Annotated in this window: 12 protein-coding genes; 3 read left to right on the forward strand and 9 right to left on the reverse strand. The window is 71.5% G+C overall.

Features of this window, described 5'->3' with window-relative positions; translation table 11 throughout:
• Positions 1 to 52 precede the first annotated feature (52 nt).
• The gene (locus FQ142_RS00130; protein WP_149421738.1) at positions 53 to 1,081 is read left to right on the forward strand and encodes a YdcF family protein; all 1,029 of its coding nucleotides are present in this window, start codon (positions 53 to 55) and stop codon (positions 1,079 to 1,081) included.
• A gap of 61 nt (positions 1,082 to 1,142) precedes the next feature.
• Here the strand turns inward: FQ142_RS00130 and FQ142_RS00135 are convergent, their stop codons facing one another.
• Positions 1,143 to 4,136, reverse strand: a complete 2,994-nt coding sequence (locus FQ142_RS00135; protein WP_188042248.1) for a DUF5107 domain-containing protein — start codon at positions 4,134 to 4,136, stop codon at positions 1,143 to 1,145.
• Between the two features lie 193 nt (positions 4,137 to 4,329).
• On the opposite strand from FQ142_RS00135, the gene FQ142_RS00140 reads away from it, so the two are divergent.
• Positions 4,330 to 5,148, forward strand: coding sequence for an AraC family transcriptional regulator (locus tag FQ142_RS00140; protein WP_262491994.1), 819 nt, complete (start codon positions 4,330 to 4,332; stop codon positions 5,146 to 5,148).
• A 7-nt stretch (positions 5,149 to 5,155) separates the two neighbouring features.
• Here the strand turns inward: FQ142_RS00140 and FQ142_RS00145 are convergent, their stop codons facing one another.
• The 6 genes from FQ142_RS00145 to FQ142_RS00170 form a co-directional block, all read right to left on the reverse strand.
• Positions 5,156 to 7,549 (reverse strand): beta-galactosidase, encoded by a 2,394-nt coding sequence (locus tag FQ142_RS00145; protein ID WP_149421741.1) that lies wholly within the window; start codon positions 7,547 to 7,549, stop codon positions 5,156 to 5,158.
• A gap of 89 nt (positions 7,550 to 7,638) precedes the next feature.
• Positions 7,639 to 8,490, reverse strand: a complete 852-nt coding sequence (locus FQ142_RS00150) for a siderophore-interacting protein (RefSeq protein ID WP_149421742.1) — start codon at positions 8,488 to 8,490, stop codon at positions 7,639 to 7,641.
• Entirely contained in the window at positions 8,487 to 9,323 is an 837-nt protein-coding gene (locus tag FQ142_RS00155) for an ABC transporter ATP-binding protein (protein ID WP_188042249.1), read from the reverse strand. The genes FQ142_RS00150 and FQ142_RS00155 overlap by 4 nt, the downstream gene beginning before the upstream one ends.
• Entirely contained in the window at positions 9,316 to 10,311 is a 996-nt protein-coding gene (locus FQ142_RS00160; RefSeq protein ID WP_262491995.1) for a FecCD family ABC transporter permease, read from the reverse strand. The genes FQ142_RS00155 and FQ142_RS00160 overlap by 8 nt, the downstream gene beginning before the upstream one ends.
• 89 nt (positions 10,312 to 10,400) lie before the next feature.
• Positions 10,401 to 11,444 (reverse strand): FecCD family ABC transporter permease, encoded by a 1,044-nt coding sequence (locus FQ142_RS00165; protein ID WP_262491996.1) that lies wholly within the window; start codon positions 11,442 to 11,444, stop codon positions 10,401 to 10,403.
• The gene (locus tag FQ142_RS00170) at positions 11,441 to 12,382 is read right to left on the reverse strand and encodes an ABC transporter substrate-binding protein (protein WP_188042250.1); all 942 of its coding nucleotides are present in this window, start codon (positions 12,380 to 12,382) and stop codon (positions 11,441 to 11,443) included. Before FQ142_RS00170 ends, FQ142_RS00165 begins: the two co-directional genes overlap by 4 nt.
• 205 nt (positions 12,383 to 12,587) lie before the next feature.
• On the opposite strand from FQ142_RS00170, the gene FQ142_RS00175 reads away from it, so the two are divergent.
• Positions 12,588 to 13,340 carry an SDR family NAD(P)-dependent oxidoreductase gene (locus FQ142_RS00175; protein WP_149421744.1) on the forward strand — a complete coding sequence of 251 codons (753 nt, stop codon included), beginning with the start codon at positions 12,588 to 12,590 and terminating at the stop codon, positions 13,338 to 13,340.
• Between the two features lie 151 nt (positions 13,341 to 13,491).
• Here FQ142_RS00175 and FQ142_RS00180 read toward each other — a convergent pair whose 3' ends face one another.
• Positions 13,492 to 14,712: an MFS transporter gene (locus FQ142_RS00180; protein ID WP_149421745.1), complete on the reverse strand. Its 1,221-nt coding sequence runs from the start codon at positions 14,710 to 14,712 to the stop codon at positions 13,492 to 13,494.
• A gap of 69 nt (positions 14,713 to 14,781) precedes the next feature.
• Positions 14,782 to 15,111: a hypothetical protein gene (locus tag FQ142_RS00185; RefSeq protein ID WP_149421746.1), complete on the reverse strand. Its 330-nt coding sequence runs from the start codon at positions 15,109 to 15,111 to the stop codon at positions 14,782 to 14,784.
• Positions 15,112 to 15,128 lie beyond the last annotated feature (17 nt).

Below are 15,128 nucleotides of genomic sequence, written 5' to 3' on the forward strand. Positions count from 1 at the left end.
TTCACCCCCTCGCCTGCGGGGCCACCAGACGCTGCCGGGTACCGTCTAGACCATGTCCACGTTCCTCACCGTCGTTCTCGCAGTGACGGGAATGGTGCTCGCGACTCGCGATCCGCGGCGGCTGCTGCCGGGTGTCCTGCTCACCATCGCCGGCACCTCGCTGCTTCTCTCGATCGTGGATCTCCTGGTCGGCACAGGCGCGATGCTGATTCCGATTCCCGACCGGATCCGCGACATCACGTGGGCACTGCTGCTTCTGCTCGTCCCGGTGCTCGCCGGCGTCGGCCTCGGCTGCGCGTTGGTCGCGAACGGGATCGTCATGATGAGACGAGAAGGACGTTCGCTCGCCAACCGGCTGTCCCTGCTCGCAGGCGTCGGGGTGCTCGGCGTACTGGCGGCGGGCATCATCGTGGCGCTGAGCGGCTGGATCGAAGCGGCGATCGGTCTCTTTCTCCTCATCGGTCCGGTCGGCTACGTCGGGATGGGATTCGTCGCCTATCTCTGCTGGTCCGCTGTCTACGCACGCCTCGCGCGACGGGCTCCAGCCCCGTCGGCAGTCATCGCTCTGGGTTCAGGTCTGCGGCCGGATGGAAGCGTCCCGCCCCTGCTCGCACAGCGAGTGCGGTCAGGGGTCACCACACTGCAGCGCTTCCCCGACGCCGTCCTGGTGCTGTCCGGGGGACAGGGCGACGATGAGCCGCGCAGCGAGGCTGCCGCGATGCGCGAGTTCGCCGCATCGATCGGCGCCCCATCCGAGCGACTACTCGTCGAGAGCGCATCCCGCACCACAGAACAGAACCTCACGCTCACGCGAGACCTCCTCGCGGACCGTGGCATCACCGGCCCCGTGCTGGCCGTCACGAGCGACTATCACGCCTTCCGTGCAGCCACACTGCTACGCACACTCGGCATCACAGGGCATGCGATCGGCGCCCGTACCGCCCGGTACTACCTGCCCAGCGCGTTGCTCCGGGAGTACCTCGCCCTACTGCGCGACCACCGACTGCTGAACACGATCGCACTCGCGACACTCATGGCGCCACTTCTGACGTTCATGTTCGTTTCGATCACTCCCTTCTGAACCAGGCTCACCGCTGACGGTGATGCCGGGGCTGTCGCTGCGGCTCGTCTCGCCCTCGCCGTCACCGCCCGTCGTCGCCGGTCTCCCTGGCGAAGAGCAGCAGCTCGGGAAGACTCGTCGCGAAGTAGTCCGTCGAGCCGTCGTCGCGGCGGGCGGCCGGCGGCGTGTACTGCACCCTGGCCTCGCCGAGCGACGCCGGCGGATCGGCGCGCGCGAGCCCGAGCGCGTCGTGCGCGGCATCCCACGCGGCGAGCGCCTGCCCCTCTCCCCCCTCCCAGGGGCGGAAGCGACGATCGATGAGGATGCGGTGGGCGCGTGCCGCCTCGCCCTCGGCCACCAGCAGCCTGATGTACTCGATCGTGAAGTCGTCGCGGGTCAGCACCAGGTCCTCCGCGGAGCGCAGGCGGTCGAGCCGCTGCGCCACGGAACGCCCCACGCGGGCCGCGAGCTGGTCCTGCTCGTAGCGGAGTCGGGCGTCGCGCGGCGCGGCGGCGATCGCGCGCTCGTACAGCTCCTCCGCGCGGTCGTCGTCATGGCTGATGTTGTAGGCGGCGAGCGCGGCGTTGCGCAGGAGCACGGCATCCGCGCGCCCGAGGGCGATCGCCCGCTCCAAGTTCGCGGTCGCCGCGTGACGACGGCCGTGGGCGTACAGCAGCATGCCGAGCAGCGAGTGGGCGACCGCATCGTCCGGGTCGACCGCCAGCGCCGCTTCCAGCGCATCGAGCGCGTCGAGCCCGAACGGGAACGCCCAGGTCAGGTCGGCCTCGCGAGCGCGGCGACGCTCGTCGGCGGCCCGGGTCTCGTCACCCCGCTCGCGGTGGATCTGCGCCGCGACGTAGTGGGCGACCGGCCGCACGTTGCCGCTCGCGGTCACGGGCAGTGCCGCCGCATCCCCGAGAACACGCAGGGCGTCGTCGAGGGCGCCCGCATCGCGCAGGTCCAGCGCGACGTCGAGCATCAGGCCCGCATCGGGTGCGATCTCGCGTCCGGCGAGCACCCGCAGGGTCGCATCCAGCGGATCGGCGACGAGGGCGTCGGCGATCAGCGCGTCGGCCGCGTCGTGCTCTCCCGCCCGTCGCTGCAGGATGGCCCGCACCGCGATCCGCCGGGTGTCGTGGCCGACGATGCCGTCGAGGGTGTCGAGCACGCGCACCGCCGCGCGGTTCTGCTGACGCGACGCGAGCGATCGGGCGAGAGCGAGCCCTGACGCCGCCGCCCAGGTTCCGTCCCACCCGGCCTTGCCGAACGCCTGCTCGGCCTCGATGTGGCGGCCGAGCCGGCGCAGGATCAGGCCCCGCAGGTAGAAGGCCTCGGCATCGGCCGGATTCGCGTTGCGCCGGGTGAGCCGCGCCAGTGCCCGCTCGACCCGCTCGAGGGCGCGCGCGTAGTCGCCGGCCCGGTAGTCGCGGTCGGCGAGGGCGAGGTTGGTGCGCACGTCGCCGGGATCCCGCTGCAGCGCGGCGTTCCAGTAGCCCGACGGCGATCGCGTGGGGTGGCGGTACTGGCTCAGGTGCAGCCCGGTCAGATACAGCTCCTCGACGGAATCGATGTCATCGGGCAGCGGAGGCTCCTCGGCCACCCACGGCTCCTCGGCCGCGGCGACCGACGGGGTCCAGCGCACGAGCACCTGTCCGGAGGCGCTGAGCAGTTCCGCTCGCACGTCGTCGCCTGCATCGACCCCGCCCGCGCCGAATTCGCCCGGGCCGGATCCGCCCGCGCCCTCCGCCGTGACCGTGAGCGGCACTCCGGGCACGAGATCCTGCGTGCGCGCGGCGACCACCTCACCGCCGCGGAGGATGCGCGCGGTGGCCCCCGCCTGCGGTGCGGTCACCGCGAACGAGGCCGAGATCTCTCCCGCGCGGTCGACGTGCACCGCGGCATCCGGTGTCGCCTGGTGGGCGACGCCGATGCCCGGGATCGGGTACCAGTACTGCGTGAACACCTTCGTCTCGCCGGGGAGAATCCAGGTGAAGTCGGGCTGGTTGTCGGTGTAGACGCCCGCCATGAGCTCGACGTACGGCCCGTCGCCGTCGGTCAGCTGCGCGTCCCAGGCGTGCCCGAAGGGCGCATCACCCCAGGTCCACTGCTTCTTGCCCGGCGACACCCGCCGCTCGGCCCAGTGCACGAACCCGGCCCCCGCGGCATGGTCGTACCCGCCGAAGAAGTCCTGGGCACTGTCGACGATCATGTACGACGTCGGCACCGGGATGTTGCGGTACCAGTCGATGCGATCGGCATCCGGATGCTCGGCGGCACGCCCCGGGTAGTCCACCCCGTAGTACTCGCGATCGGCGGCGGGGAACCGCGTCAGCGCGCGACGTGCGTGGTCCGCGACGTAGCCCACGTCTTCCGGGAAAAACGACTGGTAGCCGTCGTGCACGCGCGCCGCGACGTTCGCCCACCACAGGAACGACTGCCGCTCGTCCGTGCGGTTGTGCAGGCGCACGGCGAGCTCGACCACGGAGCTGTGCGCGCGCAGCCGCACACCGTGCTGCGCCGACATGCGGGCGAACGGATCGTGATCGTGACACCACACCGTCACCGTGCCGTCGTCGTCGACCTCGATCGAGGTCTGCACCGGCAGGTAGGTGGCGGGGCGGTGGTGCTGCGGCCAGTTGAACTCGACGCCGCCCGAGATCCAGGGCCCGGCGAGACCGACCAGGGCCGGCTTGATGACGTTGTTGCGGTAGAAGAAGTCGTAGTCGCTCGTCTTGTCGTAGCCGACGTGGATGCGACCGCCGAGCTCCGGCAGCACGACCAGCCGCACGTACTCGTTCTCCAGGTGCACGGCGTCCCACTCGCGGACGACCGCCTGCTCGGCGATGCCCTCGGTGAAGGGCAGCGGATAGACCCGCCCGCTCGACCCCTGGTAGACGCGCTGATCGAGGTACATCGGGTACACGCTGGGCGCGTCCGCCTCGTATGTGCGGATCGCGAGCGGCTGCCGCCAGGCCACCGCCTCGCCGCGTTCGAGCGCGTCCTGCAGCTCGGCGGGCGCCGCGGGCAGCACGAGGGTGTCGTGATCCGCGTGCGCGGAGGTCTGTTCCTCGATCATCGTCGGCCTCCTCGTCATGACCTGCGGCGGCTCCCGGCGGCGATGCGCCTCCGATGCGGCGGGTCACCTCCGAGGCTACGAAGGCGGCGCGAGCGGAGCTATGGTGAGATCGAGGAACATCATGGACGAAACAGCGATACCACTCGAGCGGAGCGGACGGCCGGACGGCTTCCGTCATCAGCGACTGTGCGTCGTGCCGCGACCCCAGATCGAGGCGGCGCTCTCGCGAGCCGTCACCCGCAGGCTCCTGGTGACCGACGCGGGGTATTTCCCCGCCGCGTCCGGGCATCGCCGGATCCGCGAGCGTGGAGCCGCCGAGACCATCGTGATCCTCTGCGTCGCGGGCTCGGGGACCGTGCGCCTCCGCGAGGAGGAGCATCCGATGACGCCCGGCGCCTGCGTGACCATCCCCGCGGGGGTGCCGCACGACTACCGGGCATCGCTCGACGATCCATGGACGATCTGGTGGATGCACGTGCGCGGCACCGACGTGGCCGAGCTCACCGGCCCCCTCCTCGGCATCCCCCGCCCGCTCACCCGGCTGCGCGCCGTCGACGGTGCCGTCGCACTCTTCGACGAGCTCGTCGGACACCTCGAACGACGCGTGTCCCCCGCGCAGCTGCTCGCGGCCTCGGGGGTGGCATGGCACCTGCTCACGCGCCTCGCCGCCGACAGCATCCTCCCCGCCGAGGGCTCACCGCTGGAGCGCGCCATGCGGTTCCTCGAGACCCGCGTCGACAGCAACATCCCGGTGGCAGAGCTCGCCGGCATGGTCGGGCTGTCGTCGTCGCACCTGAGCGCGATGTTCCGGCGCGCGACCGGAGGGGGTCCCGGCGCGTTCCACACCGCCGTCAAGATGGCGCGAGCGCGCACCCTGCTCGACACGACGTCGTCGACCGTGACCGAGGTCGCCGCAGCGGTCGGCTACAGCGATCCGCTCTACTTCTCCCGGCACTTCCGCCGGGTGCACGGCATGAATCCCACGACCTACCGCGCCCAGCACAAGGGGTGACGCGCGCTCAGCGGAAGGATGCCGTCGCGGTGCGACCCACCACCGCCGAGCGGATCTCCAGCACGTCCTCGCCGCCGCCTGGCCGCACCCGCGGGGCGACGTAGACGGGGGAGCGCGCCGCCCAGGCGAACGCGCGCAGGGTCAGCGGCTGCGTGGCGAGCGCCTCACGGTGCGGGGTGAGGTCGATCTCGAACGGTCGTCCGTACCAGAACTGGTCGGCGATCAGGCTGTCGCCGATCAGGACCCGCATCACATCTCCCGTCCAGTCGAGCGTCAGCACCGACCGCTCGCCGTCGCCGGCCTCGAGGGCGCCTCGCGGGAGGTGCACCTCGACCGTCGCGGCATCCGCGAAGTCGTCGTCGGTGGGCGCCGAGAATCTGCCGGACGGACCCCCGGTGCGCACCGGCGCGGTCGGGCGCGCGTCGAAGTCCGGCACGTCGAGCGACAAGGGCGCAGCTCCGGCCGCTACCGCATACCGGGAAAAGACCGATCCTTCCGCGGGGAGCGGTGCGAGATCGGGGTCCCGTAGCGCGGGGAACGCCCCGATGACGCCTGCCCCGTCATCGAGCACGGCGCGGAATCCGTCGTCGTCGAACCATCCGCCACCGGGCCACAGGATCACGGTGTCACGGCCGTCGACGTCGCCTCGCCACACGCTCTCGGCGGTCTTCCGGTCGAGGAACACCAGGGTCGTGTCGCCGATACGAACCTCGCAGTCGAGCCCCGGGGCCAGGGACGGGACGGCGCGGACCGCTTCGTCCTCCACGCGGACCTCGGCACCGGAGATCTCGACGGCATCCACGCCCTCGAGCTGCAGCTCGACGTCGATCCCCTCGCTCGCCGCGAACAGCACGACGGTGCGGTCGCCGTCGGTGATCTGCGTGATCGGCTGCGCGGTGACCGTGAGCGCGGGAACGCCCGGGAACGCCTGACGCAGCGGCCAGACGGCGTAGGCACCGCCGGGCACCGCGATCGGCGCGGTCGGGACGGTGATCGCGTGGTCGCCGAGGCGCACGTCGAAGTGCACCCCGTCGAGGTCGGGCAGTGCGGCGATCGCGGGCTGATGGTTGTTCAGGAACAGGAATCCGCTCGCGCCGTCGCTGCGCACCGCCCAGCGGGGACCCCCGTCGATCCGCGCGGGAATCGTCGTCGCGGCGGGAGCGAGCGCTGCGCCGAAGGCGTCGAGGAGCAGATGCTGCTGCCGCAGCGCGTGGAAGTGCGGGCGCTGCGCACCCACGGTGCCCAGCGGTGCGAAGAAGTCGTAGTCGCGCACCGGCACGTCGTTCGGGTACCCGGTCGCCTGCGACTCCTGCGTCGACGACAGCTCGCCGCGCACCTGCAGGCCGCCGTGATACATGTAGTAGCCCTGCCACGCGGATCCGCTGCCCACCTTCGTCAGCGCGAGGGCGGCCACGTCGTCGGGGTCGACGAGCGGACGCCGGTGGTAGGCCACCGCCATGCCGCCGCCGAGCTCGCACGTCACGAACGGCCAGGGATCGTCGGCGCCGAGACCGGCCTCCGAATCCGCATCGGCCGCCGCACCCCGCAGATCCGCCGCCCGCACATCCGCCCCGACGCTGAGGTCGTCGCGGACCGTGCTGTAGGTGAAGTGCATCTCTCCGAAGTCCGGCCACCCCGTGTCCGACTCCTCCCAGAAGCCGTCGGAGTATCCGGCGTAGACCGGCAGGACGCGGCCTCGCGGCAGCTGCGCTCCGCCCCACCCGGTCGCGGTCCACAGACTCGCCCGCATCCCGACCTCCTCGGCGAGGGCGCGCAGGGTCGCCAGGTGCGGCCCGTCGTCGTAGAGCTCGTTGTCGACCTGGATGCCGATGATCGGCCCCTCGGGATTCTCCGACGTGTGGAAGAGGCCGCGCACCTGCTCCTCGATGCCGCCGTACCACCGCCGCGTGACAGCGAGGTAGGCCGGGTCGTCGGAGCGGTGCCCGATCGGCAGCGCCTGCAGCCAGTCCGGGAAGCCGCCGTTGCGGGTCTCGCCGTGCGCCCACGGACCGATCCGCAGCATCACCCTGAGCCCCACCCTGTCGGCCGTCTCGATGAACCGACGCAGGTCTCGCCGCCCGTCCCACCGCAGCTCGCCGCGGATCTCCTCGTGCACGATCCACAGCACGTAGGTGGCGAGCACGGAGATGCCGCCGGCCTTCATCTTGCGCAGCTCCCGCTCCCAGTTCTCGGGCAGGTCGCGGCTGAAGTGGTACTCCCCCATCACCGGGATCCACGGCTCACCGTTCCGCGTCACGAAGCGCGAGGTCAGCTGGAGGCGCTCCACGGTCGTGTCGTCGTCACCCATCTCGAGCGGTGCGGGCACCACGGCCGGGGGCGCCGAGACGGCGACGGTGAACGGTGCGGGCGGCGTCTGCGGGGCGTCGTCGAACGTGGTCATCCCCTCGACGATAGGACGTCGGCCCCGTGCGATCCATGACGATCCGATGCCGTGCCTGGACGAAGCGCCGGGAGTGCGGTTCGGCCGCGTCACCCGACGAGCGGACCGCCGACCTTCCAGTATCCGAGGAACGACACCCGTTCCTTCGGGATGCCGACCTCGGCGGTGAGGAATCGGCGCACTCGGGCGGTGGCCCCCGACTCCCCCGCGATCCAGGCGTAGAAGGCCGGATCGGCGCGCACGCCCTCACCGTGCTCGTCGCTCCAGAGCGCCACCGCACGCTCCAGCTCCGCACTGTCGCCCGGTGCGTGGCGGACGAGTCGGATGTCGGCGCGATCACCGGCATCCGCCGACACGATGTCGTCGGCCGGGTCCGCGCACTCGAGGATCACGTCGACGCGGTGCGCCTCGCCGAGCGTCTGCAGGATCCCGCGCACCGCGGGGAAGGCGGTCTCGTCGGCGACGAGCAGCACCCTGGTCGCCTCACCGGGATGCCAGTGCAGTCCGTACCCCGTCCAGCCCATCCGTCGATCCGGACCCGTGATCACCACGCGGTCGCCGGGCACCGCCTGTGCCGCCCACTGCGATGCGGGGCCCGCAGGCTCGTGCAGGAAGAAGTCCACATCGAGCTCGCGCGCCTCCGCCCGGATCCCGGCGGGGGTGTAGGTGCGCAGCACGTTGCGCTCGCCTTCGGGCAGGCTCTTCCAGCGGGTGTACCAGTCGGAGGGATGCGGGGTCGGATCGTCGAGCAGACCGAAGTCCGCGAGCGAGCCGTCCGCCATCGGCAGCACCAGCTTGATGCGCTGGTCGGTGCCCCAGCTCGCGAAGTGCTCCAGAGCGTCGCCGGTGAAGGTGATCCGGATGAACCCCGGGCTCAGTCGACGCGTCGCACGCACCTCCACGGGGAAGGCGCTGTACGCCCACGGTCGTTCGGCGTTCATCCGGCATCCTTCCTCGCGGGCACGCGGAGCGGGACCACCATCGGCCCTCCGGTGACCGGATCGTCGATGACGATGTTCTCGAGCCCGAACACCTCGCGCACCCGCTCGCTCGTGATGACCTCGGCGGGAGTGCCCTCGGCGACGATGCGACCGGCCCGCATCGCGATGATGTGCGAGGCGTACCGCGCCGCATGATTCAGGTCGTGCAGCACCGCGACGATCGTGCGGCCTCGGTCGTTGAGCTCGGCGAACAGCTCCATGAGCTCGACCTGGTGCGCCACGTCGAGGAAGGTCGTCGGCTCGTCGAGCAGCAGCAGGTCGGTCTCCTGCGCGAGGACCATCGCCACCCACACCCGCTGCCGCTGCCCGCCGGAGAGCTCGTCGACGGACCTCGCCGCGAGGTCGGTCGTACCGGTGGCCGCGAGCGCGCGGCGCACCGCATCCTCGTCCGCGTCGGACCACTGACGGAACAGGCTCTGGTGCGGATACCGCCCCCGAGCGACGAGATCGGTCACGGTGATGCCGTCGGGAGCGCTCGCGCTCTGCGGCAGCAGCCCCAGCCGACGTGCCACCTCCTTCGCCGGGTACGACGCGATGGCCCTCCCGTCGAGCACGACCTCGCCCTCCGCGGGCTGCAGCAGCCGCGAGAGGCCGCGCAGCAGCGTCGACTTGCCGCAGGCGTTCGCACCGATGATCACGGTGAACGAGCCGTCGGGGATCGCCACGCTGACCTCGTGCACGATGGGGGATCCGTCGTACGCGAGCGTGATCCCGTCGGCGTGCAGGCGGGAGTCGGGGCGAGGGTGGGCGCGAGGGCTGTCGAGGTCAGGCACGGCGGCGGATCTCCAGGATGATCATGAGGACGAGATAGGCGCCGCCCACCGACACGGTGACGACGCCGACGGGGAGCGCGACGGGCAGCACATGCTGCGCGACGAGGTCGGAGGCGAGCACGAGCACACTCCCGACGAGCGCGGCGAGGCCCAGCGACAGGTGCGGCGTGCGTGCGACGAGGCGGGCGATCTGCGGAGCGGCGAGAGCCACGAACGCGATGGGGCCGCCGACGGTGGTGGCCGCCGCGACGAGGACGACGCCGATCAGCAGCGCCAGGGTGCGCACCAGCGCGGGGCGGGATCCGGTCGCCGAAGCGACATCGTCGCCGAGGTCGAGCTGGCGCAGGCGCGGCGGGAGGAGCGCGGCCGCGACCACGAACGGCACGGCGCAGAGCACCGCCGCGCCCAGGCCCGCGGCGGTCACCCCGTTGAGAGATCCCGCGCCCCACGCCGAGGCGAACATCGCCGTGTCGAGTTCGATCTGCAGCAGCATCCAGGTGTTCAGCGAGGCGAGCATCGCCGAGACGCCGATGCCCACGATGATGAGCCGGAACCCCTGCACGCCGCCTCGCACGGCGAGCAGCCAGATCACCGCGGCGGCGGCGAGACCGCCGCAGAGCGCCCCGATCGTGCGGGCCGGCAGGCTGGCGGAGACGAAGACCAGAGCGAGCAGCATTCCGGTGAAGGCCCCGTTCGACAACCCGAGGATGTCGGGGCTCGCGAGCGGATTGCGGGTGACGGTCTGGAAGAGCGCACCGGCGATCGCGAGCAGGGCGCCCACCGCGATGGCCGCCAGGGCCCGCGGCATCCGCCAGTCCCAGACGACCGTGCGGTCGATCGGCTCGCCGCCTCCGAGCAGGATGCGCACCACCTCGTCGGGCGCGAGCGGGAACGACCCCAGGCCCAGGGACAGGACGAACAGCACGGCGAGGGCGAGCAGCGAGATCGCGGCGACCAGCAGGCTGCGCACGCGGACGGGCAGCACCACCGGGCCGATCCGCACGAGAACGCGGCGGGAGGCTCTGAGGGGGGACGGATGGGGTGACGGCGTGCGGAGGGATGGCCGGCGGAGGACGGTCACAGTGCACGCGCCTTCCCGCGTCGGGCGAGGGCGATCAGCACCGGCGCGCCCACCAGCGCGGTGACGATGCCGACGGGCACCTCCGCCGGCGCGATGATCACTCGCCCCAGAACATCGGAGAGCAGCACCACCACGGGAGCAAGTACCGCGGACAGCGCGATGATGAGTCGCTGATCCACCCCGAACGTCCACCGGATCACGTGCGGCACCATCAGCCCGACGAACGAGATCGGCCCGGCGATCGCGGTCGCGGCACCGGCCAGCACGGTGACCGCCACGATCACGCCGATGCGGATGCCGATGACGTTGGCGCCCTGTGCGCGCGCGACGTCGTCGCCGAGGCTCACCGCGTTCAGGCCCGCCGCCAGCACGAGAGCGATCAGCAGCGCGACGACCACGAAGGGGAGCACCGCAACGAGGTCGCCGAGCCCGCTGCCGAGCAGCGAACCCGCGTTCCAGCTGCGCATCGCCTCGAACGCGTCCGGGTCGCTCAGCGTGAGGCCGGTGGTGATGCCCGACAGCACGGCCCCGAGCGCCACCCCCGCCAGGGTGAGCCGGAGGGGATCGGCGGTGCCGCGGCCGGCCGACCCGACGAGGTAGACGGCGACCGTCACCACGAGCGCTCCGAGGAACGCCAGCCAGATGAACTCGGAGGCATCGCGGAGCCCGAGGAATGCCACCCCGAGCGCGACCGCCACCGCTGCTCCCGCATTGACGCCCAGGATGCCGGGATCGGCGAGCGGGTTGCGGGTGAAGGCCTGCACGAGCGCGCCGGCGACGCCCAGAGCGGCTCCCGCGACGAGGCCGACCGCGGTGCGGGGGATGCGCAGCTCGAACAGCACGAAGTTCGTCTCAGTGGTGCCGCGACCGGCCATCGCGTCGAACACCGCGGCGGGCGAGAGCGGATTCGCCCCCACGGTGAGCGAGAGCAGCACAGCCAGCACGAGAGCGCCGCACAGGACGATCGTGCCTGTCGCTGCCCGTGCCGCACGTCGCGGCAGCGGGGCCGCGGTCGGTCCCGCCGCGGAGACCGCGGTCACCGGTTCGCTTCGAGATACTTCTCGATGTCGTCGAGCACGGCCTGCGCGCCCTTCGGTCCGACGCCCGAGACCCAGTAGGCGGTGTCGACGAGGGTCACCCGGCCGAAGGCATCCGCGTTCTGGGTGAGCGCGGCGGGGATCGCCGACTCGTCGTCGACGTCGGCCGCGGTCACGAAGACGTTGTCGGCCGCCGCGTCGACGATGTTCTCGGGCGAGATGTCGGCCTGCAGACCGTCGGCCCAGTCCTGGTCGGGGATCGTGTAGCCGACGCACTCGAGCAGGCTGCCCGCGAACGACACCGGACCGTACAGGCTGAGGGTCGTCTCGTCGCGCGGACGGATGAGCTGCGCCGTCTCTCCGTCGACCGCGTACTCGTCGCTGAGGCCCTCGCACCGCTCGTCGACGGCGGCCAGCAGGTCGGACACCTCGTCCTCGCGGTTCAGCGCCTCGCCGATGAGCTGCGCGTTGTCGCGCCACGGGTCGGCCTGGGTCTCGATGAAGACCGTGGGGGCGATGGCCGAGAGCTGCTCGTAGAGCGCCGAGTGACGGGCCTCCGTGCCGAGGATCAGGTCGGGCTTCAGTGCGGCGATGGCCTCGAGGTCGGGCTCGGGCACCGTGCCGACGCCCTCGACGCCGTCGACTCCGAGGTAGGCCGGGGTGCTCGCGACGTTCGAGGCGACCGCCGCACCCACCGGTGTGATGCCGACGGCCACGGCGGTGTCGAGCTCCAGCGGCTCCAGGGTCACGACGCGCTCGACGTCGTCGGGGACCTCGGTGGTCCCGCGCGCGTGCTCGACGGCGTGCGTGCCGGCGGACTCGCCGGAGGCCGCGGCATCGGCGGGCGCGGGGTCGGGGGCGGAGCATCCGGTGAGCACGAGGACGGCTGTCGCCGAGACGGCGAGGGCGGACACCAGGGGGCGGCGGAGGCGTGCGGGCACGGCGAAGACCTTTCAGGGATCTGCGGGAGAGGCGGCGGGGCCGGTTAGGTAAGGCTAACAAACCTGCATCCGGGAAGAGAAGTCGGCATCCGGAGAATTCCATTCACGCGCATCCATCCACGTGCGACGGGCGTACTCTGGAGAGGAGGACGGACCGTCCGAGAAGATCTCCCGGCACCGCGACCGTCCAGGAGAGGAGCCACCCGTGGCTCAGTACGACGTCTCGAACCGCTCGGCGATCGTGACGGGAGCGGGAAGCGGAATCGGTCGTTCGACCGCTCTGCTGCTCGCCCGGAACGGCGCATCCGTCGTCGTGAACGACCTGAACGCGGAACACGCGAACGCGGTCGTCGAGGAGATCCGCGCCGCCGGCGGCATCGCCGAGGCCTCCGTCGGCGACGCCACCGACGTCGAGTGGATCGCATCGTCGGTCGAGCTCGCGAACTCGCTCGCCCCGCTGCGCATCGGCGTCAACAACGCCGGCATCGGCGGAGCATCCGCCCCCACCGCCGAGTACGACGACGCCGCGTGGGACAAGGTCATCTCGATCAACCTCAATGCCGTGTTCCGCAACATGAAGGCGCAGATCCCGTCGATCCTCGCCCACGGCGGCGGGTCGGTCGTGAACATCGCGTCGATCCTCGGCAGCGTCGGCTTCGCCGGCTCCCCCGCCTACGTCGCGGCCAAGCACGCGGTGGTCGGCATGACCAAGTCGGCCGCCCTCGAGTACTCCGCCCAGGGCGTGCGCGTGAACTCGGTCGGTCCCGGATTCATCGACACCCCGCTGCTCGCGACCATGGGCGACGAGGCGAAGGAGTTCCTCGTCAGCAAGCACCCGATCGGGCGCCTCGGCCAGGCCGACGAGGTCGCGAACCTCATCGCGTTCCTCGCCAGCGACGCCGCGAGCTTCATCACCGGCAGCTACCACCTCGTCGACGGCGGCTACACCGCCCTCTGAGTCGCGGATGCCGGTGGCCCGGCGGCCGGTGCCGGTAGCCCGTTCGCAGGATGCCGGACCACCGGGGCCGACCGGCCCTGCATCCGTGCCCCGCTCCTGCATCCGGACCCAGGGTCGACACGTCAGCAGCCCGGATCCCGGACGTCCGGGACTACCTCGGCGTGCGCGCCGCCAGCGCCCCGGCGAGCAGCACCGCGACCAGGGCCGCCGCCGGCGCGACGATCAGCCCGGCCCGCAGGCTATGGGTGTCGGCGATGAATCCGACGACCGGCGGGGAGAGCAGGAAGCCCAGCCGCAGCAACCACGACACGACCGTCAGACCGACCCCCGGGCGCAGCCCCGGCAGCTCGTCGGCGGCGTGCATGGCGGCGGGGATGAGGGTCGCGATCCCGAAGCCGATGGCCGCGAAGCCCGCGATCGTGCCGGGGACGCTGGGGAAGATCAGCGCGAGGGTCATGCCGACCGCCGCGATCAGGCCGCCGACGACGGCCACGGCTCGCTGTCCGAAGCGGTCGGTCATCCCGTCGCCCAGCATCCGCCCGATGAACTGGGCGCCCACGAGGGCGATGAAGCCGAGGGGCGCGATCGCGGCAGCGGCGCCGAGCGACTCCGAGAGGTAGAGGGTCGCCCACGAGTTCCCCGCATCCTCGGCGATCGCTCCGGCCATGGCGATCAGTGTCAGCGCGATCACCATCAGCACGATCCGCGGGCTGACACCGCGGCGCACCGACGATGCGACCTCTGCGGGTTCGGCCACGGCCTGAGCGTCGGCCTCCTCGTCGTGCCCCGGGAGGCAGAACCTCAGCGCCGTGAGCGCCACCGCCGCGAACACCGCGGTCGAGACTCCCAGGTGCACGCCGAGGGGCAGCTGCAGCGCGATGGCCGCGGCGGCCATTCCGCCACCGACGACCGCACCGATCGACCAGATCGCGTGGAACGAGTTGATGATCGAACGACCGTACCGACGCTGCACGCGCAGGCCGTGGGCGTTCTGCGCCACGTCGGTGATCGCATCGAAGGCGCCGCCGCACAGCAGGGCGACCGCGAAGAGGATGCCGGTGGGCGACAGCGCCGCGGCGAGAAGTCCGAGGGCGGTCGCGATCGTGCCGAACACGGCGATGCGCGCCGATCCGAACCGGCGGATCAGCACCGCCGAGAGAAGGGCCGCGGCTATCGCTCCCGCGGGGAAGGCGGCGATCGCGAGGCCGTAGCCGACGTTGTCGAGCTCGAGGGCCGTCTTGATCTCGGGGTACCGCGGGAGGATGTTGGCGAACAGCGCCCCGTTGGTGAAGAACAACGCCGAGACGGCGATGCGCGCTCGGGTCGTTGCGCGATCCGGAGCGGCAGATCGAATCGATTCGACAGTCGTCATGTCGACGACGTTACACGCTCTCGAGCACGCCCGTCGTCATCGAGAATCGGCTCGAGGAGGGCGCCTGCCTCAGGCGCTCATGGCGTGCAGCGGTGTTCGGACCGACACCGCGGGAGCGAACTCGTCACGGGTCAGGTCGAGCCCACCGCCGGACCCCGCGGCGTTCATCATCGCGGTGACCAGAGCACGGTCGATCGCCGACGGACGATCCATGGCGATCCGGAGCGGGATGGAGGCGTGCACCCACAGCGTCTCGACCGCACCGTCGTCCATCGCCAGAGTGAGCGGGAACGACTCGTTCCGTCGCAGCTTGGTCATGGCCACCATGCGCAGATGTGTCAGCGTGCGGTCATCGATCTCGATGCGCTCGGCGGTGTTTCCGTAGGTCAGGTGGCCCATGATCTCTCCTTCAGGCG

Origin of the sequence: Microbacterium sp. ANT_H45B (assembly GCF_008369345.1) — a bacterium.
Classification (GTDB): domain Bacteria; phylum Actinomycetota; class Actinomycetes; order Actinomycetales; family Microbacteriaceae; genus Microbacterium.